The organism is Streptomyces sp. NPDC036984 (assembly GCF_055607665.1).
The window spans coordinates 176,191-194,205 of the sequence record NZ_JBVJRL010000009.1 but is presented as its reverse complement, the minus strand read 5'-3'; the positions used below and the strand labels follow the sequence as shown (position 1 = coordinate 194,205).

Genomic DNA, 18,015 nt, shown 5'->3' with positions numbered 1-18,015 from the left:
GCGGGCTGTGATGTCCGCAGTTCTACCAACAGGCACTGACAACGCCTGGCGGCGGGGCTGGGTTCGAGGCGTTGTCAGTGGCGGCCCCTACTGTCGGTTGCGAGGAGAGCGGTGCGGCGTGCACCGCTGCGAGGGGAGCAAGCATGTACCGGCAGGGAGACGTCCTGCTCGTGCCCGTGGCCGACGAAGCGGTTCCGGCTCATGTGGCGGGCGCGCCACGGGAGCCGCGCGACGGACGGGGCCGGCTGGTGCTGGCCCTGGGCGAGGTCACCGGGCACGCCCACGCCGTCGTGGGACCCGGCGATCTGGTGCGCGAACCCGGTCCGTTCGGGCCGATGCTGCTGCATCTGCCCAAGGGCGGGCGGGTCGTGCACGAGGAGCACGCGGCGATCGCGCTGCCCGCGGGGTGGTACCGGGTGATCCGACAGCGGGAGTACGTGCCCGGCTCCGTGCGGATCGTGGCGGACTGAGAGTGAGGGAGCGGACGATGACGCGGCTGGAGGCGCCGGCGGTGGCGCGCGGGGAGATGGAGCGGGACGTGGTCCAGGAGTGGCGCGCGTGGGCCGCCTCGACGGCGCCGGCCGACCGGGTCAGGGCGGAGGCCGGCGTCCGGCTGGCCTACCGCCGGGCGGGGCTGCCCGAGCCGGAGCGCGTGGTGTGGGCGGGTTCGCCGCGCGAGGGGGTCATGCTGGTGCGGGCCCTGGAGGACAAGGGGCCGAGCGTGCGCGAGGCGGTGCGCAGTGCTCCGTGGGCGGAGGCACGGCGACGGCTGCACGCGGAGTTGGGGGCCGAGGGGTGGGCGGCGCGGTGGGCGGCCACCGGAGGGCGGCTGTGGAATCTCACCCAGGCGCTGGTCGACCGGATCCGCGCGGGCGTGCTGGACGAGCTGGCCGGAGACGCGGAGGTCCGGCTGGTGCTGCTCGACGCGGTCCTGGGACAGCACGACGCGCCCTGGCTCGCCGCGTTCCCCGGGCACGAGGAGGGTCTCCTCGACGGGCTCGCCGAGGTGTGCCGGAGTGCGGGCTGGTGGTGGCCCTTCGAGAAGGTGGCCGTCGTCTGCGAGCGGCCGTCCGCGCTGCACCGGGACGAGGCGGGCCGGCTCGACCGCGGCGACGGCCCGGCCCTCGCCTTCCCCGACGGGTTCGCCCTCCACGCCTGGCGGGGCATGCCGGTACAGGCGTCCTTCGTCGAGGAGCTGCGCACGCTCACACCGGAGCGCATCCGCTCCGAGGGGAACGCCGAACTGCGCCGGGTGATGCTGGAGTTCTACGGCTACGACCGCTATCTCGCCGACTCGGGGGCACGCCCGGTGCACACGGACGAGACCGGCACGCTGTGGCGGATCGACCTCGACGGGGACGAGCCGGTGGTGATGGTGGAGGTGCTCAACTCCACACCGGAGCCGGACGGTTCGTACCGCACCTACTGGCTGCGGGTGCCGCCGACGACGCGTACGGCGCGGGAGGGGGTCGCCTGGACGTTCGGACTGGATTCCTCGGTGTATGCGCCGCTGCGGGAGACCTGAAAAGACAAAGGCAAGGAGGTCAGCCACTCCTTGCCACTCTTAACTTATAGCGCACTGGGGGGCTTGCGGCAAGGCCCCCTTCGTCCCGCAGAATCGTCGACCTCAGGCCAGAAGCTGCGGAAACAGGTGATTCACGAAGTGCGTGTGCTGTTGATGGGGTATGGGTCGCGCGGGGACGTCGAACCGATGGCGGGACTCGCGGTGGCGTTGCGGGAACGCGGTGCGGAGGTTCGAGTGTGCGCGCCGCCGGACGAGGAGTTCGCGGAGCTGCTGACCGGTGCCGGTGTGCCGCATGTGCCGTTCGGCCGGTCGGTGCGTGCGCTGGTGACCGGGGCCGCGCCGCCGGCGAAGAGCGCGCCCGCGGTCGCGGCCGAGTTGGTGGCCGAGCACTTCGGCACGGTCGCCGCGGCGGCCGAGGGGTGTGACGCGGTGGTGGCGAGCGGGTTGATGCCGGCCGGCGTGCGCTCGGTGGCCGAGAAGCTGGGCATCCACTACGTGTGCGCGTTCTTCCAGCCGTGGGTGCTGCCGTCGCCGAACTATCCTCCGGGGCCGCGGCCGGGCCCGCCGTTCCCGCCGGGTGTGACCGACAACCGGGTGCTGTGGGACCTGGACGCCGAGAAGGTGAACGCGCTGTACGGCGAGGCGCTCAACACCCACCGGGCGTCGATCGGCCTGCCGCCGGTGGACAACGTCCGCGACCACGTCCTCACCGACGCCCCGTGGCTGGCGGCGGACCCGGTCCTGGCGCCGGGGAAGGAGCTGACGGGTCGCGACGTCGTGCAGACGGGCGCCTGGATCCTGCCGGACGGACGCCCGCTGCCGACCGAGGTGGAGGCGTTCCTGGACGCCGGCGAACCACCGGTGTACGTGGGCTTCGGCAGCATGTCCCTGCGCGGCTCGGGTGACGTCGCCCGGGAGGCGATCGAGGCGGTCCGTGCGCGGGGCCGCCGCGTGCTCGTCGGGCGCGGCTGGGCGGACCTGGGTCTGATCGACGATCGGGACGACTGTTTCGCCGTCGGCGAGGTCAACCAGCAGGCGCTGTTCGGCCGGGTCGCCGCCGTCGTACACCACGGCGGCGCGGGCACCACGACGACGGCCGCCCGCGCCGGCGCGCCTCAGGTGGTGGTCCCCCAGATCGTGGACCAGCCGTACTGGGCCGGCCGGGTGGCCGACCTCGGCATCGGCGCGGCACACGACGGCCCGACTCCGACCTTCGCATCCCTGTCGGCCGCGCTCGACACGGCCCTGACCCCCGAGACCCGCCGACGGGCACAATCCGTTGCCGGCATGATGCGCGCCGACGGGGCGTCGGTGGCCGCGCAGCGGCTGATCGACACGATCGGCCGGGACAGGCCGGTGGTGTCCGCCTGAACCAGCCGGGAGTGCCGAGCCGATCCACGGAACACGACACCCCGCACGGAACCGGCGCCCCGAGCCGGCAGCGGCCGTGCGGCCCACGTCCGGCGGCGCGTCACCCGCCCTGGCCGCCAGACCCCGCACGCCGTCCGGACGCCTTCTCACGCACACTGGTCACAAGCGACCTCACATCGGAGCTGATCATCCTGAACCCCCTCACCACCAGCGTCTTCGGCCTTCCCGACCGCCTGTCCCCCAAGGCCGACCCGGCCCTGATCGCCGACGACGAGCAGCACTTCGCGGCGATCGCCGAGTGCCTCGAGCAGTCGATCGCCGAGGTCTCCGACCGCCTCGATGCCGAGCGCAGGGCGCCCGGTGGGCTGGGGAGGCAGGCGATGGACCGGGACGCGGAGATCCACCGGCTGACCGCCCGCCTGCGCCAGCTGCGGCGTTACGGCCTGGACGTGTGCCTCGGCCGCATGGTCGGCGCGGACGGCTCCGAGCCCGTGTACATCGGACGGCTCGGCCTCACGGACAGCACGGGTCGCCGGCTGCTGGTCGACTGGCGCTCCCCCGCCGCCGAACCGTTCTTCGGCGCCACCCACGCCAACCCGATGGGTCTGGCGAGCCGGCGCAGGTATCGCTGGACCGGCGGCCGGATCGGCGACTACTGGGACGAGGTGTTCACCCCGGACGGGCTGGCCGGGCACGCGGCGCTCGACGACCAGTCCGCCTTCATCGCCAGCCTGGGCGGCAACCGGTCGCCGCGGATGCGTGACGTCCTCGGCACCATCCAGGCCGACCAGGACGCCATCATCCGGGCGGGATCCCGCGGCGCTCTCGTCGTGGACGGCGGTCCGGGCACGGGGAAGACCGTGGTCGCCCTGCACCGCGCCGCCTACCTCCTCCACTCCGACCCCCGGCTCGGGCACCGCCGGGGCGGCGTGCTGTTCGTCGGTCCGCACCGGCCGTACCTGGACTACGTCGCCGATGTGCTGCCCAGCCTCGGGGAGGAGGGCGTGCAGACCTGCATCCTGCGGGACCTCGTCGCCGAGGGAGCCGGAGCGCCGGCCGAGGCCGACCCGGACGTGGCCCGCCTGAAGTCGTCCGCGGACATGGTGAAGGCGATCGAGAAGGCCGTCAGGTTCTACGAGGAGCCGCCCACCGAGGGGATGACGGTCACGACCCACTGGTCCGACCTCCGGCTGAGCGCCGACGACTGGGCGGTGGCGTTCGAAGCGGCGGAGCCCGGTACTGCGCACAACGAGGCGCGGGAACAGGTCTGGGAGGAACTGCTCACGATCCTGGAGGACAAGTACGACGGCGACGCCCCGCCCGAGCTGCTGCGCAGATCGCTGACGCGCAACAGGGAGCTGCGCACGGCCTTCGACCGGGCGTGGCCGCTGCTGGAGGCGGCCGACCTCGTCGGGGACCTGTGGTCGGTGCCCGCCTATCTGCGGTTGTGCGCCCCCTGGCTCAGCCGGGACGAGGTTCGGCTGCTCCAGCGCGCGGATGTCCAGGCGTGGACGGTGTCCGACCTGCCGATCCTGGACGCGGCACGGCAGCGGCTCGGCGACCCGGAGGAGGCACGGCGCAAGCGGCGGCACGCGGCCGCCATCGCCGCCCAGCGCGAGCGCATGGCACGCGTGGTCGACAACCTGATCGATGCCGTGGCCGACTCGGGTGCCGACGGTGACGACGGCGAGGGCCTGGTGAGGATGCTCCGCGGCGCGGACGCCCAGGTCAGTCTGGTGGACGAGACGGAGGTGCCCACCGTCGATCCGGACCTGCTCGCCGGCCCGTTCGCGCACGTCATCGTGGACGAGGCTCAGGAACTGACCGACGCGGAGTGGCAGATGCTGCTGCTGCGGTGCCCGTCCCGGAGTTTCACCATCGTCGGGGATCGCGCCCAGGCCCGGCACGGGTTCACGGAGTCGTGGCGGGACCGGCTCGAGCGGGTCGGGTTCGACCGGATCGAGCCGGCCTCGCTGACCGTCAACTACCGTACCCCGGAAGAGATCATGACGGAGGCCGAGCCGGTCATCCGGGCCGTGCTCCCGGACGCCAACGTGCCGACCTCCATCCGCAGCAACGGCGTCCCCGTCGTCCACGGATCCGCTGCCGGTCTGGAGTCGGTTCTCGACGGCTGGCTCGCCGCGCACGACGAGGGGACGGCCTGCGTCATCGGTGGTCCCGCGTTCCAGGAGAGGCCCCGTGTCCGGTCGTTGAGCCCGGAGCTGTCGAAGGGGCTCGAGTTCGACCTGGTCGTCCTGGTCGACCCGGAGGAGTTCGGCGAGGGCGTCGAAGGAGCGGTGGACCGCTATGTCGCGATGACCCGGGCGACCCGGCAGCTGGTGATCCTGACGAGTTCACCCACGGCTCCGCAAGGTGCGTGAGGTCGTCGTGGAGCGACTGCCGCTCCGGAGAGGCGGATCGTTCAGGGCCCGCAGGCCGGTACGCCGTCCAGCCAGGCCGGGCCCTGGATGTAGATGTTGGTGACCCAGGCGTGGTAGTCGGGAAGGTAGGACCATGCGTCGTTGGTGTAGCCCTCGGCCGTGACGACCTCGGCGTGCTTCTGGCATGCGACGCGGATGGTCGTCGGGCCCGGGAAGGCGTAGACGCGGGCGGCCCGGGTGGAGGGCTGCGCCTTGGTCCAGACGCCGGTGCCCCAGGTGCGGAAGAGGGGACCTTCGACGGTTCCGGTGTTGACGCGCACGGCTCCGAAGTAGTCGCCGCCGAGGCGGACGTCGCTGACCATCAGCCTGGTGCCGGACTGCCGGGCCTCCACCATCTTGCCCGCGCCGAGGTAGAGGGCGATGTGGTGCAGGTCCGCCGAGGTTCCGTAGGCGAGCAGGTCGCCGGGGCGCAGTGGGGTGAGGCCGTCTGCCGCGGTGAATCGGTCGGCGGCGCGGTGGGTGTAGTACTGGGCGCTCGCGTCCCCGTTGAGGATGTCGGCGCCGGCGGCCTGCGCGTAGGCGTAGCGGACCAGGCCGGAGCAGTCGAAGCCGCGGCGTTCGGGGTCGTGTTCGCTCGCCGGGTCGGTCGGGTCCACCTTGCCGTAGGTGGGGCCGGGCCGGGCGCCGTGGCCGCCACCCCAGGTGTACCAGACGCCGGCCGCGACCTGCGCGCAGGCGGCGTCGACGGCCCGTTCGGCCGCCTCGGACGCGCCCGGGGCGAGGACGGCGCAGCCGCCGTCGGCCGCCGTGGCCGACCGGGAGGGCGGGTCGGCGGCGATCGCCGGCGTCGTGAGGAGGAGTGCTGTCAGCAGGGTGATGAGCGTGCCGATGGCGCCGGTTCGCCGGAGCATACCGGGACCCCCGTTTCCTGATCTGGTCGTTCGGTGGGGAGGGAGGTGGTGCGCTCCACAGCCTGCCCGGCCGGGGCGGGCCGGTCCCGGTTGCCGCGCGGACCTCCTTCCACGGGCAACGGGGAAACATCCGGGAAACCCCTGCCGGGCAGGGCGGTTGGTCAGGGCTCGGGGCAGGCGGAGGCGCCGGGGACGGCCTCGCCGGGGAGCAGGGCGCGGCGGGTCGCCGGGTCCATGTCGCGGTCCAGGCGGCAGATCTCCGCCAGCCGGGTGCGGGCGTCCAGGTTCCACAGGCGGACGGTGCCGTCGTTGCTGCTGCTCGCCACCGTCCGCCCGTCGGGCGCGAAGGCGACGCCCCACACCGCGTTGGTGTGCCCGCTGAGGGTGGCCCACAGCCGCCGTCCGGGCACGTCCCACAGCCGTACCGTACGGTCGTTGCCGCTGCTGGCGAGCAGCCGTCCGTCCGGCGAGAACGCCAGACCGCGCACCGAGCCGGTGTGGCCGGTCAGCGAGCCGAGCAGCCGGTGCCGTGCCACGTCCCACAGGCGTACGGTGCCGTCGTTGCCGCAACTGGCGAGTGTGCGCCCGTCGGGACTGAAGGCGACGCCCCGGACCGCTCCGGTGTGTCCGGTCAGCGTGGCCAGCGGACGGTGGGTGCGCGCATCCCACAGACGCACCGTCAGATCGTCACCGGCGCTGGCGAGCGTGTTCCCGTCGGGGTCGAAGGCGACGTCGTTGACGTAGTCGGTGTGGCCGGTGAGGACGGCGAGCGTGCGGCGGCCCTTGATGTCCCACAGGCGCAGGGTGCCGTCGGAGCCGGCGGAGGCCAGGGTGCGGCCGTCCGGTGCGAAGGCGACCGCGAAGACGGCTCCGCGGTGACCGTTCGGCACGCTGCGCGGGCGGCGGGACACCAGGTCCCACAGCACGACGGTGCCGTCGGAGCCGGCGGAGGCGAGGGCCCGGCCGTCCGGTGCGAACGCCACGGTGGTGACGCTTCCGCGCTGTCCCGTCAGGGTCGTGGGCGTGCCGCGCCGGGCCGGGTCCCACAGGCGCACCGTGTGGTCGGCGTCGGCGGTGGCCAGCAGCCGGCCGTCCGGGCGGTAGGTGACGGCGGAGACCTCCGTGAACGGGCGTGCGGCCAGTATCCGCGCGTTCAGGTCCCACAGGACGACGGACTGGTCGAATCCGCCGGTGGCGAGCAGCGTGCCGGTGGGGTCGACCGCCACGGACATCACGTAGTCGGTGTGTCCGGTGAGGGTGGTGACGAGCCGTCCGCCGCGGACGTCCCAGAGCCTGGTCGTGCTGTCTCCGCTGGCGCTGACCACGGTGGTGCCGTCGGGGGTGTAGGCCACGGCGTTGACGTCGTCGCTGTGCCCCGTGAGCGTGGCCCTGGTGCGGCGGCTGGCGACGTCCCACAGCCGTACCGTCCGGTCCACTCCCCCGCTGGCCAGGCCGCGGCCGTCGGGGGCGAAGGCCAGGGCGAGCACCTCGTCGGTGTGGCCGCGCAGGACGGCCACCTGTACGGCCCGGCCGGGGTCCCACAGCCGTACGGTCCGGTCCGCGCCGGCCGAGGCGAGCGTCGCGCCGTCCGGAGCGAAGGCGAGCGCGTCGACCTGGCCGGAGTGGCCGGTGAGGCGGGCCGCCCGGCGGGGGGTGCCGGCCGTGTTCCAGAGCTGGACGGTTCCGTCGGCTGCGGCGACGGCGAGTGTGTGGCCGCGGGGGGCGAAGGCGACCGCGCGGGCCGCGCGGGTGTCCGTCGCCGGCAGGAGGGTGGCGGGGGCGGAGCCGCCCGGGGTCCACAGCCGTACCGGCCCGGCGGTCGACGTGACGGCGAGGGTACGGCCGTCGGGGCTGAAGGCGATGGCGCGGATCCGCCCGGGAACGGTGAGGGTCTCGGCCGTCCGGTGGCCGGTCGGCCACCGCAGCCGGACCGTGCCGTCCGAGCCGGCGGTCGCCAGCAGGCGGCCGCCGGGGGCGAAGGCGACCGCGTTGACCGGTCCGCGGTGTCCGCCGAGCCGCGCCGCGAAGGGTTCTGCCTGGGTGCTCAGCAGGGCCCCGCGGGCCGTGGCGGTCGGTTCCGTGCGGTACGCCTCCGCGGCGAGCAGCATGGACGCCTCGGGGTGACCCCCGGCCAGCAGGGTGGACCGCACGGCGAGGGCCTGGGAGCGGGCGAGGCGTTCCTCGGCGAGTGCGTCGGTGCGCTGCCGGTAGGCGAGGCCGCCGGCAGCCAGGGCACAGCCGAGCAGGACGACGAGGGTGGCCACCATCGCCTGCCGCAGCCGTACCTGACGCCGTGCCAGGCGCTGCCGGTCCTCCTCCTCCGCCTGGCTGGCCCGCAGGAACGCCTCCTCGACGGGGCCGAGCGGGCCGAGGCCGTCCGTTTCCCCGGCCCAGGACCGTACGGTGTCCAGACGTGTGCCGCGGTAGAGAGCGGACGGGTCGCGGCCCTCGCGTTCCCATGCGGCCGCGGCGTGGGCGAGTTGCTGGCGCAGAAGCAGGCCGGCCCGGTCGGCGCTGATCCAGTTCCGCAGCCGGGGCCAGCTGTGCAGCAGCGCCTCGTGCGTGATCTCGACGCCGTCGCTGTCGACGGTGATGAGCCGGGCGCGGACGAAGACGTCGAGCGCGGTGTCGGCGCCCTCGGCGTCGGCCAGCTGCGTCATGAGGTCGGTACGGCCGACCCGGCGCCGGGTGGCGCCGGCGCCCTCGGAGACCTGGACGAGCCGGGCCAGGATGCGCCGGATGGTCTGCTGCTCGGCGGGATACAGTCGGGCGAAGGCGTCCTCGGCGGTGCGTGCCACCGCGCCCTGGATGCCGCCGGTGCTCTCGTACCCGGCGACGGTCAGTGTGCCCGCCTCGCGGTGGCGCCAGGTCGCCAGCAGTGCGTGGGAGACGAGGGGCAGCGCGCCGGAGGGCACGCCCTGCGCGCCGGGCTCGCCGGTCAGCCCGGCGTCCCGCAACAGCAGCGGAACGAGCCCGGGTTCGAGGATGGCCCCGGCGAGTTCGGCCGGGCGGGTGATGGACTCGGACAGCTCCGCCGTGGTCATCGGGGGCAGCACGTACAGGCCGTCGGCGAACACGGGGGCGAGTTCCGGCAGGTCGAGACATCGGCCGGAGAAGTCGGCGCGGACGCCGAGGACGACCACCGCGGCGTCGTGGGAGGGCGACGGTGCCGGTGCGGCCAGCGCGCACAGCACGCGGGCGAACCGGCGCCGTTCGGTCTCGTCGGAGCAGAGGGTGAACAGCTCCTCGAACTGGTCGACGAGCAGGACGAGCCGGGACGGCGGTGGCGGCCGCCGCCCGGCCGGGGTCGTGTCCGCGCGGGTCCGGACGGCCGTCAGGAGGGCTTCGGGGCGCTCGACGAGCTGGGCGGCGGTGAGGTCCAGATCGCCGCCCAGGGTCTTGGCGACGCGTTCCAGCAGCTCGTCCAGCGGGCGGGCGGTCGGGGTGAGGGTGACGATCGGCCAGCGGTCGGCGCCGGCCATCGGAAAGCCGCCGGGCCGCCGCAGGGCGGCCATCAGACCGGCGTTGAGCAGAGAGGACTTGCCCGCGCCGGAGGGGGCGACGAGCAGCAGCGGCCCGTTGCCGACTCTGCCGAAGACGCGCTCCACGAGCCCGGCGGTGGCCCGTTCCCGGCCGAAGAAGCGGTCGGCGTCCTGCGCGGTGAAGGCCGACAGGCCCGGGTAGGGACAGGCGGCGCCGGTGACATCGTTGCCCTCGCCGGGTTCCGCCGGGCGCGGGGCTGTCACCAGGCGCAGCAACTCGCCGTCGGCGCGCAGGATCTGGTCGCAGCGGCGGGCCACGTCGACGGTGGCCGGCTTCGCACCGGTCTCGATCTTGCTCAGATATCCCTTGCTGTAGTGGGTCTGTCTGGCCAGGTCGGCGAGCGACAGACCGCGTTGCTGCCTCAGTCGTCGTAGCTGTGCGGGGAAGGACGGTGTGGTCGGCACCGGCCGTTCCCCGTCGTTGTCATTCCGGTTGCCGGTGTCGGCACCCTGTCGCGGCTCCCCCAAGGCGGTCCCCCATGGCAAGTGTGCCCAGGCCGTGAGACGGCGGGAGCCCAGGTTACTGCCGGGGTGGGACAGGTGGCCCAGCCATGCGTACGGAGTGACCGAAAACCAGCTTCCGGAACCGCGGTTGCGGTTCCGGAAGCTGCCCCCGTATGGTCCCTCGCCCGGCCTTGGTGGGGTCACGGCCGGTCGAGGGGTGTGGACTTGTCGCCGACGGCGGAGCTGCCTTACGGCCGGTTGAGAGTGATGGAGTTGATCGGCGTCAGGTCGGCGTAGACGCCCGTGCCCTCGGCGATGGGGGTGCCGCAGCCGGCGCCTGGTAACCCGTGCACAGGCTCGCGGTCGCACCGCCGTATTGCAGTTCTCCCGCGGCGTCGCAGGTCGTGTTGACACCATCAGCGTTCCGGCCGCGACCCACCACAGTCGACGGGTTTCCCGTCGCCTCCCGCCTCCACCCGGGGGAAACCGCGCCTGACCAGCGCGGGCGGGGGCAGTGGGCAACCCGGCCCTCGGGTACGTCCGGGGAAACGGGCCGCCGCGTCCTTCAGGAGGGAGTTCAGGAGGTGGATGCCGGGTCTGCGGGCGGTGCCGGAGCGGCCGGCCGTGAAGGGGGTTCTGCCGGCCGGTGCGGCCAGCGGGTGCAGCCTCATGCCTGCGGCGTCTTCCGGGACGGCCGTTCGGGGAGCCAGTGCCGCGCCCGCGCGTGCGGCCACCAGGGACGTCAGCACGGAGAAGTCGCCGCTGCGTACGGGGATGTCGGGGACGAATCCGGCGGCGCCGCAGGTGCGCCGGGTCATTTCGCAGCGGAGGGTGTCCGGCATTCCGGCCTCCCGCTGGTGCGGTCAGGTACTGAACCTCGGCGGCTGCGGCCGCGGTGCCGCGGTGGCCGGGTGGTGCAGGATCCTGAGCCTGCGCTGCCCTAGGGGGTTTCGTTTGGATCAGGTCGGATCAGGCCGCGGCGCATGGTGCGGTGCATCGCAAGGCGGAGGATCACCCGCGTACTGGGCGTACTCGGGTGGTCCGACAACGCGGCGAGGTGCCGTGCCGGGCGTCGCGGGCCCGGGCTGATCCAAACGAAGCTCCCTAGGGCGCGCGGTGCCTGCGCGAGCGGTATCCGGCGACTTTCACCAGGTTGCCGCAGCGCTCCATCGAACACCACCGCCGGCGCCGGGACTGGGATTCGTCGAGGAAGAGCAGGGAGCAGGTGGCGTGTTCGCACTCCTTGACTCGCTCCAGGAGGGGGCTGCCCACGAGGAGCACCCCGTCGCGGGCCACGGACGACAAGGCGGCGGAGACGAGGTCGTCCGCCGCCCAACGGACCTTCAGGGCTGCGCCGTCGGCGGTGAGCTTTGGAGCCAGTGCGGGCCTCGATGCCGTCTCGTTGACGCGGGCGACATCGGACGGCTGCACGGGTTCCTCTCGCCGCGCACGGTCGATGAGGCGGTAGAGCGCCTCGCGCAGGCCGCGAGCCGCCGCCAGTTCGTCGGCGGTGACGGCGACCCCGTCCACGGCTCCGGTGAGCCCGGCCTCCACGAGCCAGCCGGCAAGGGCGGCGGTGTCCGGGAGCCGTTCGAGGCGGTCCGTGTACCGCAGGCCGAGCGTGGCCACGAAGTTCAGACAGAGACGACCGCCTACGAACGGAAAGGCCATCCGGGGATCGGTTTCTGCCGCAACGGATTCGAGTGCGCCGCCCATGCCGTCAACGATAGCCCTTGACACCCGCAAAGGTGCCGGGCCGCCCCAGGACAGCGAGGGCGTCGGTCAGTCGCGCTGTACTGTCATCACGATCTTCCCTCGGTTGGTGCGCTGTTCCAGGTGGGCGTGGGCCTTGCCCGCTTCGCCGAGGTCGTAGACCGCGTCGATGGGCACCTTCAGGCGGCCCTGGTCGACCCGGGCGAGCAGCTCGGTGAGGTCGGGACGCGGGTCGTAGCCGCTCTCGATCAGGCCGGTGAGCTGGAAGCCGTGGATGCGCACGTTCTTCGGGTAGAAGTCCCGGGTGTCGATGGTGCTGGGCTGAAGCGCCACATTGGCCATGGAGACGACCCGGCCGGCGGGGGCGATGCTGCGCAGGCTCTCTGCGAAGGCGTCCCCGCCGATGAGATCCAGAGCGACTTGGACGCCGCGGCCGTCGGTGAGCCGGAGGATCTGTGCCACCCGCTCCTCGCCGGAGAGGGTCCGTGAGTCGAGGACGTGGTCGGCTCCGAGTTCTGCGACCCAGTCGCGCTTGCCCTGGGACCCGGCCGTGGCGATCACCGTCGCACCGAGGTCCGCCGCGATCTGAACGGCGGCGCTGCCGACCCCGCTGGCCGCGGCGTGGATGAGCACGGTCTCCCCGGACCGCAGCTCCGCCAGGCGGCGCAGGGTGTACCAGGCCGACAGCGAGGCGATCGGCAGGGCCGCGGCGGAGGCGAAGGAGACGCCGTCGGGGATGGGCACGACCTGGTCGGCGGCCACGGCGGCCTGTTCGGCGTAGAAGCCGGGCGCGTTGACCGCTCCGGTCGCCACCACGCGCTGTCCCACGACGAGGTCCGTCACGTCGTCGGCGACCGTCACCACCCTTCCGGCCCCTTCCAGGCCGAGGCGCAGCGGCGGCCGGCCGGCCCGGTGGTACATGCCGGAGCGAGCCAGCACATCGGCGCGGTTGATCGACGCCGCCTCCAGCGCGATGACCACTTCTCCCGTCCCCGGCGTCGGATCCGGCACGTCCTGGAGCTCCAGGCGCTCGGGACCACCGAACTCTCGGACTACGACAGCGCGCATGGCTTCTCGCTCTCTGAGCTGCGGGCGCTCGACGGAATCGACCGACCCGGCCGATGACACCACATGAACCGGTGTCATGAACCCGTGTCGAACATGCCCTTCCGCGGGAGCACTGTCAAGCCGCGACGCGCGCCGGCAGACGGTGGGGCCGCGGCCGGGTGCAGGCCGGCGACGGCCGACTGGAGGGAGACGGCCGACCCGCGCAGGGGTGAGCGATGAGGCTGCCACCTCGGAGTGCGGCTCAGTCCCGTACCCCGAGCCGCGCCCGCAACTCGCGGTTCTCCTGCTCGAGTTGCCCGATGTGCGCGTACACCTTCTCCAGCGCGCCCTCGATTTCGGCCGGTGTGAACCGCGGAGTGATGTGCTGGGGGCAGTTCCAGGCCAGGCCCTCGACCCGCACGACCAGCAGCCACTCCTCGTGCCCCTCGGTGCGCACGCCCCCCGACCGGTCCCGCACGCCCGTGAATTCACCGGGGTCCCTGATTTCGGCCCGACCGAACACTTTCAGCCGCGTTCGGTGTGCGTAATCCATGAAGAACATGGAGACCCGGTCATTGCCACGAATGTTTCCGGCCGTAATGTACTGGCGATTGCCGCGCACATCGAGGAAGGCGAGCGTCTCCTCGTCCAGGACATGCACGAATCCCGGCGGTCCGCCCCGGAACTGGATGTACGGCCAGCCGGTCTCACTCACAGTTCCGAGGTAGAACCCGTCGCGGGCGCCGATGAATTCGGCCTCGTCGGGCCCCAGGCGATCGGCGTGCCCGGTGTTTCCGGCGAGCAGCCGCTGCATGTACAGGGCGCTGCCTCGTTCCTCCTGGACGCTTCGGACGTTTTCGGTGAAGGCCACGTGGGCGAATCGGCTCATGCGGCGCCGCCTCCATTCCAAGAAATACAGCTCGGCGAGCGGAAAGAGCAGTAAGCGACAGCTTAGTTCAGAGATCGCGGCACCATGTGCCCGTTCCGGTGGGGCGAGGTCTTCGTCACCGACGAAATCACGTCAGGTGATGGAAGATTGGCCGAGATGCCCCCTGCTCCCCCACCCCTGCTCCTCTGCTCCGTGGATGCGCAAGGCCCGGCGCCGCGGTGACCGCGGGGCCGGGCCCGGACGCACGCGCCGAGGACGCTTCACCCGCGCTGCGACAGATCGATCGCCCGGTCGACATCCCGGGGCCGGAGGACCCGCAGAATGCCTTCGAGCAGGTAGTAGTCGGCGTAGGGCAGCGAGATCTCGATCCCGTCCTCGGCCGGGCGGTTGCGGGTGCACCGGGCCACCACGGCCTCGGCGCGGGCCGAGTTCCGCGTCAGGCAGGTGTCCGCCAGCGCGGTGAGCACACGCAGCGCCACCTCTCGGTAGGTGTGCCTGCCGGTCGCCGCGTGCAGGTCGAGCAGACCGCAGGCCATGACGGCTCCGGCGGAGGCGTCCTTGATGTCGTACGGCTGCTGGGGCGCGCGGTAGTCCCAGACCGGGACGTGGTCCGGACTGAGCGCCCCGATGGCGTAGTCGGCGAGTTTCCGCGCGGTGTCCCGGAATTCCTCGTCGCCGGTCCGCCGGTACATCGTGGTGAAGCCGTAGATCCCCCACGCCTGGCCGCGTGACCAGCACGAGGTCGGGCTGTAGCCCTGCACCGTGTGGGGGCCGACCGGCGCGCCGGTGTCCGGGTCGAAATCGTAGACGTGCGGGGTGGATCCGTCGGGGCGGGGGAAGACGCGCTGCGCGGTCCTGGCGTGTTCCACGGCGATGTTCAGGTACGTGTCGTCGCCGGTCTGCCGGCTCGCGAACGCCAGCAGGTCGAGGTTCATCATCGTGTCCATGATGACCCGGCCCGCGTGGATAGGGTCGCCCAGCGCGCCCCATGCCCGGATGAACCTGCCGCGCGGGTTGTACCGCTGGATCAGGGAGTCCGCCGCCCGTATCGCACCCGTCCGCCAGACGTCATCGCCGGTCAGGTGCCAGGCGGTGACCCAGGAGGGGTAGAAGAGGAACCCGAGGTCGTGGGTGCTCGTGTCGTACTGGCGAGGGGCGAGGTTCCGGGCCGACTCGACCGCCCAGTCACGGAAGGCGCCGTCCTCACTGTGGAGCCAGGCCATCCACAGGGTGCCGGGCCAGAAGCCGCCCACCCAGTCGCCGGTGCGCGAGTAGGTCCACTTCTCGAACTTCGTCCCGACCGGGAAGCCCGCCACACCCGGCGCGACGCTACGGACCTTCTCCACGGCGTAGTCCGCCGCCGCACGGAGCGTCCGCAGGATGGCTGCTGCCTCCTGCCGGTCCGGGACACCCGCCGCCGGAACCGCGGAGGCGCCTACGGCTGCCGCACCGGCCGCCGTGGTCAGCAGCGTACGCCGGGAAACGCTCATGCTCGACCTCCAACTCCACCGCACAGAAGAGAAGTTGGCTGAGCTTTGCACACGGGTCGCGCCGATGTACACCCACGTGAGCGGTGTTCATCATCGTGAACGCCGTTCGTCGGTACCGGAGTCATGCCGGAGCCAGACGTGGCTGACCGGCTGTGCTCGTTCCGCCTCCCGGAGAGGCCGGTGTCGACGGGTACGCCCCCCCGCCGGGCGGGAGAATTCACTCGAACGACCGGCCGCGCGCTGTTAGCTTGCGGCCGTGGATCTCTTCTCACGCTCGTGGACCGCGTTGCGTACGGCCGTCGCCGAACTCCCCGACGAGGACTTCACTCGGCCCTCCGGGTGCAGCGGCTGGCTCGTCCGGGATCTGGTGTGCCATCTCGTCATCGATGCCCAGGACGTGCTGATCACACTCGTGACGCCCGCCGAGGCGGAGCCGACGCGGGACGCGGTGACCTACTGGAACGTCGCTCGCACACCGCCGACCGGCGAGGACCCGCTGGACGCGCTGACCGTCCGGCTGGCCGCCGCGTACGAGGAGCCGCGGCTGCTGAAGTTCCACCTCGACGACGTCGGTTCCGCCGCCGGGCGCGCGGCGGAGCTGGCCGACCCGGCCCTGCGGGTCCGTACCCAGGACCAGGTCCTCACCGTGGCCGACTACCTCGGCGCGTACGTCCTGGAGTGGACACTGCACCACCTGGACCTGATCGCGCACCTTCCGGACAGGGAACTGCCGCCCGCCGACGGCCTCGCCCGGTCGCGCGCGATGCTGGAGGAGATCGCCCAGGCGGCCTTCCCCGCGTCGTGGTCCGACCAGCACGCGCTGCGGGTGGGCACGGGGCGACGTGCCCCGACCGAGGCCGAGAAGGCCGAACTGGGCCCACTGGCCCGCCGACTCCCGCTCGTCCTCGGGTGATTGCGGGCCGGGAGCGGTCACCGAGGGATCCGGAGCGGGCGGGCCGTCATCCGGCCACCCCCTGTGGGCGGCAGGCCGGGTAGAACGACGTCAGGCCGGAGTGCGGCAGGCGGTCCGGCGGTCGTTAGCCGGTGCCGTGGGGAAGCCGGTCACCCTGCTGCCCGTCGCCCGCGTCCACCACCAGTACTACGACGTCTACTGGCTGACCGGGCAACCCCCTTCCCCGCCCCCGGAGTTCGCGGCCTGGCACCGGTTCGACGAGAGCAGCGGGACGACGGCAGCGGATGCCACCGGCAACGGGAAGACGGCCACGCTCGCCGGCGGTGCCTCCTGGGCGCAGGGGCACACGGGCGGGGCCGCGGCGCTGGACGGCGCCGACGGTCATGTCGTCCTCGCCGAGGATCTGCCGGCGGGCGCGTCCGCCTACTCGGTGGCGGCCTGGGTGAAGCTGACCGGGCAACCGGCCGCTTGGAGCCGCGTCTTCGACTTCGGCACCGGGGTCAGCGCCAACATGTTCCTGACCCCGCTCAGCGACGCGGGCACGCTGCGCTATGCCATCACCGCGAGCGGCGGGGGCGCGGAAGAGCGCATCGACGCCGAACCGCTGCCCGCGGACCGGTGGGTCCACGTGGCCGTGACCTATGGCTCCGGCACCGCCGTGCTGTACGTGGACGGCCGCGAGGCGGGCCGGAACACGGCCGTCACCGTCGAGCCCCGCTCCTTCGGCAACCACATCAGGGCCGCCTACATCGGCAGGTCCCAGTACCCGGACCCGTATCTGAAGGGCGCCGTGGACGACTTCCGGGTCTACGGCCGGACGCTGAGCCCCGCCGAGGTCGGCGCCCTGGCCCAGCCCTGACACTCCGGGATGCCCGAAGGACCCCAGGTGTGCGCCGGTCGAACCCGTCCCGCAGCCGCCGCACCCACCGCTCGTCGTACCGTCCGAGCCGCTCCAGGTCCGCCCGCAGCACCACGGCCCGCAACTCGGCCATCGCATCGGCATCCGGCGCCGACGCCGGCCGCGGTTCCCAGTCCCCCCGTGATCGCCACGCTACCGCGCCGGTGGCGCCGGCACCCGTGGTCAGGGCGGGCGGACACCGTGACGGCCTGCCTGTGAAACCCCACAGAGCGGTGAAAACGGGTTGACTCACCCGTATCATCCAGGTGTCGCCCGTCAGGAGCGGAGGAAAGATGCCGGAAACCGCCGGACCCACCACCGAGTTGACCTCACAGTACGTCAGCCAGGTGACTCACGACCTCGAACACAACCTCAAGGAGCAGGAACGCATCACGTCCGAAATCGCCGCGCTGCAAGAGCAGTTGGCCACACTCCAGCACGACCACGCCATCCTGCTGAACATGCAGCAGGCGCTCGGCGCCTCCGCGTCGGCGGCGGGCGCGGTCGTGCCGTCCCCGCGGAAGAAGAGCGGCGGCGCGCGGGGCAAGACAGTGAAGAAGCCGGCGGCGAAGAAGTCGGCGGCGAAACAGGCGGCTTCCCGGCCGGCTCAGCCCACGCTGGTCGAACTCGTCCGCCGGCACCTGGCCGAGCAGAGCGAGCCGCGGTCCGCCGCTGAGGTCACCGAGGCGCTGGGCCGGGCGTATCCCGAGCGCGGGATCCAGACCAAGGTCGTCCGCACCACCCTGGAGAACCTCGTGGCCAGGAACGGCGCCCAGCGCACCAAGCAGGGCTCGTCCGTCTTCTACACCGTGCCGGGGGAACCGGCGGAGACCACGGCGGCGGATGCCGGTACCGCCGGCTGAGCCTGACCGCCCCTCACCCACGCCCGTG

14 protein-coding genes and 1 pseudogene are annotated in these 18,015 nt (G+C 72.7%); 7 read left to right on the top strand and 8 right to left on the bottom strand.

Annotated features, from left to right (window positions below):
- Positions 1-143: 143 nt before the first annotated feature.
- The 4 genes from ACZ7DL_RS19115 to helR all read left to right on the top strand — a co-directional run bounded on the left by ACZ7DL_RS19115 (position 144) and on the right by helR (position 5,277).
- Complete coding sequence (locus ACZ7DL_RS19115) at positions 144-470, top strand: hypothetical protein (RefSeq protein WP_470775329.1); 327 nt, start codon at positions 144-146, stop codon at positions 468-470.
- Between the two features lie 17 nt (positions 471-487).
- On the top strand, positions 488-1,525 hold the full coding sequence (locus ACZ7DL_RS19110) for a DUF6745 domain-containing protein (protein ID WP_470775328.1): 1,038 nt from the start codon (positions 488-490) through the stop codon (positions 1,523-1,525).
- Positions 1,526-1,663: 138 nt separating this feature from the next.
- Entirely contained in the window at positions 1,664-2,896 is a 1,233-nt protein-coding gene (locus ACZ7DL_RS19105; RefSeq protein ID WP_470775327.1) for a glycosyltransferase, read from the top strand.
- Positions 2,897-3,087: 191 nt separating this feature from the next.
- A complete protein-coding gene (helR, locus tag ACZ7DL_RS19100) occupies positions 3,088-5,277 on the top strand; it encodes an RNA polymerase recycling motor ATPase HelR (RefSeq protein WP_470775397.1) in 2,190 nt (729 codons plus the stop codon).
- 41 nt (positions 5,278-5,318) lie between these two features.
- Here the strand turns inward: helR and ACZ7DL_RS19095 are convergent, their stop codons facing one another.
- The 7 genes from ACZ7DL_RS19095 to ACZ7DL_RS19065 all read right to left on the bottom strand — a co-directional run bounded on the left by ACZ7DL_RS19095 (position 5,319) and on the right by ACZ7DL_RS19065 (position 15,313).
- A complete protein-coding gene (locus ACZ7DL_RS19095; protein WP_470775326.1) occupies positions 5,319-6,188 on the bottom strand; it encodes a C40 family peptidase in 870 nt (289 codons plus the stop codon).
- Between the two features lie 161 nt (positions 6,189-6,349).
- Complete coding sequence (locus ACZ7DL_RS19090) at positions 6,350-10,198, bottom strand: nSTAND1 domain-containing NTPase (protein WP_470775325.1); 3,849 nt, start codon at positions 10,196-10,198, stop codon at positions 6,350-6,352.
- A gap of 392 nt (positions 10,199-10,590) precedes the next feature.
- On the bottom strand, positions 10,591-11,016 hold the full coding sequence (locus ACZ7DL_RS19085; RefSeq protein WP_470775324.1) for a LysR substrate-binding domain-containing protein: 426 nt from the start codon (positions 11,014-11,016) through the stop codon (positions 10,591-10,593).
- A gap of 262 nt (positions 11,017-11,278) precedes the next feature.
- Complete coding sequence (locus ACZ7DL_RS19080) at positions 11,279-11,845, bottom strand: CGNR zinc finger domain-containing protein (RefSeq protein ID WP_470775323.1); 567 nt, start codon at positions 11,843-11,845, stop codon at positions 11,279-11,281.
- Between the two features lie 111 nt (positions 11,846-11,956).
- Complete coding sequence (locus ACZ7DL_RS19075; RefSeq protein WP_470775322.1) at positions 11,957-12,955, bottom strand: quinone oxidoreductase family protein; 999 nt, start codon at positions 12,953-12,955, stop codon at positions 11,957-11,959.
- A gap of 241 nt (positions 12,956-13,196) precedes the next feature.
- Positions 13,197-13,805: a pyridoxamine 5'-phosphate oxidase family protein gene (locus ACZ7DL_RS19070; RefSeq protein WP_470775321.1), complete on the bottom strand. Its 609-nt coding sequence runs from the start codon at positions 13,803-13,805 to the stop codon at positions 13,197-13,199.
- A gap of 278 nt (positions 13,806-14,083) precedes the next feature.
- The gene (locus ACZ7DL_RS19065) at positions 14,084-15,313 is read right to left on the bottom strand and encodes a glycoside hydrolase family 88 protein (RefSeq protein ID WP_470775320.1); all 1,230 of its coding nucleotides are present in this window, start codon (positions 15,311-15,313) and stop codon (positions 14,084-14,086) included.
- A gap of 256 nt (positions 15,314-15,569) precedes the next feature.
- Here ACZ7DL_RS19065 and ACZ7DL_RS19060 point away from each other — a divergent pair, with 256 nt between their 5' ends.
- Together ACZ7DL_RS19060 and ACZ7DL_RS19055 are read left to right on the top strand one after the other, a co-directional pair.
- Positions 15,570-16,226 (top strand): maleylpyruvate isomerase N-terminal domain-containing protein, encoded by a 657-nt coding sequence (locus ACZ7DL_RS19060; protein WP_470775319.1) that lies wholly within the window; start codon positions 15,570-15,572, stop codon positions 16,224-16,226.
- Between the two features lie 136 nt (positions 16,227-16,362).
- Positions 16,363-17,085 carry a LamG domain-containing protein gene (locus ACZ7DL_RS19055; RefSeq protein WP_470775318.1) on the top strand — a complete coding sequence of 241 codons (723 nt, stop codon included), beginning with the start codon at positions 16,363-16,365 and terminating at the stop codon, positions 17,083-17,085.
- Positions 17,086-17,108: 23 nt separating this feature from the next.
- Here the strand turns inward: ACZ7DL_RS19055 and ACZ7DL_RS19050 are convergent.
- Positions 17,109-17,218: pseudogene (locus ACZ7DL_RS19050) on the bottom strand (GNAT family N-acetyltransferase); the annotation flags it as partial.
- A 199-nt stretch (positions 17,219-17,417) separates the two neighbouring features.
- On the opposite strand from ACZ7DL_RS19050, the gene ACZ7DL_RS19045 reads away from it, so the two are divergent.
- Positions 17,418-17,987 carry a hypothetical protein gene (locus tag ACZ7DL_RS19045; protein WP_470775317.1) on the top strand — a complete coding sequence of 190 codons (570 nt, stop codon included), beginning with the start codon at positions 17,418-17,420 and terminating at the stop codon, positions 17,985-17,987.
- The last annotated feature ends 28 nt before the right edge of the window (positions 17,988-18,015 follow it).

Coding starts and splice junctions, on each gene's coding strand:
- ACZ7DL_RS19115 (WP_470775329.1), top strand. CDS start 144: ATGTACCGGCAGGGAGACGTCCTGCTCGTGCCCGTGGCCGACGAAGCG.
- ACZ7DL_RS19075 (WP_470775322.1), bottom strand. CDS start 12,955: ATGCGCGCTGTCGTAGTCCGAGAGTTCGGTGGTCCCGAGCGCCTGGAG.
- ACZ7DL_RS19080 (WP_470775323.1), bottom strand. CDS start 11,845: ATGGCCTTTCCGTTCGTAGGCGGTCGTCTCTGTCTGAACTTCGTGGCC.
- ACZ7DL_RS19095 (WP_470775326.1), bottom strand. CDS start 6,188: ATGCTCCGGCGAACCGGCGCCATCGGCACGCTCATCACCCTGCTGACA.
- ACZ7DL_RS19045 (WP_470775317.1), top strand. CDS start 17,418: ATGCCGGAAACCGCCGGACCCACCACCGAGTTGACCTCACAGTACGTC.
- ACZ7DL_RS19085 (WP_470775324.1), bottom strand. CDS start 11,016: ATGCCGGACACCCTCCGCTGCGAAATGACCCGGCGCACCTGCGGCGCC.
- ACZ7DL_RS19065 (WP_470775320.1), bottom strand. CDS start 15,313: ATGAGCGTTTCCCGGCGTACGCTGCTGACCACGGCGGCCGGTGCGGCA.
- ACZ7DL_RS19110 (WP_470775328.1), top strand. CDS start 488: ATGACGCGGCTGGAGGCGCCGGCGGTGGCGCGCGGGGAGATGGAGCGG.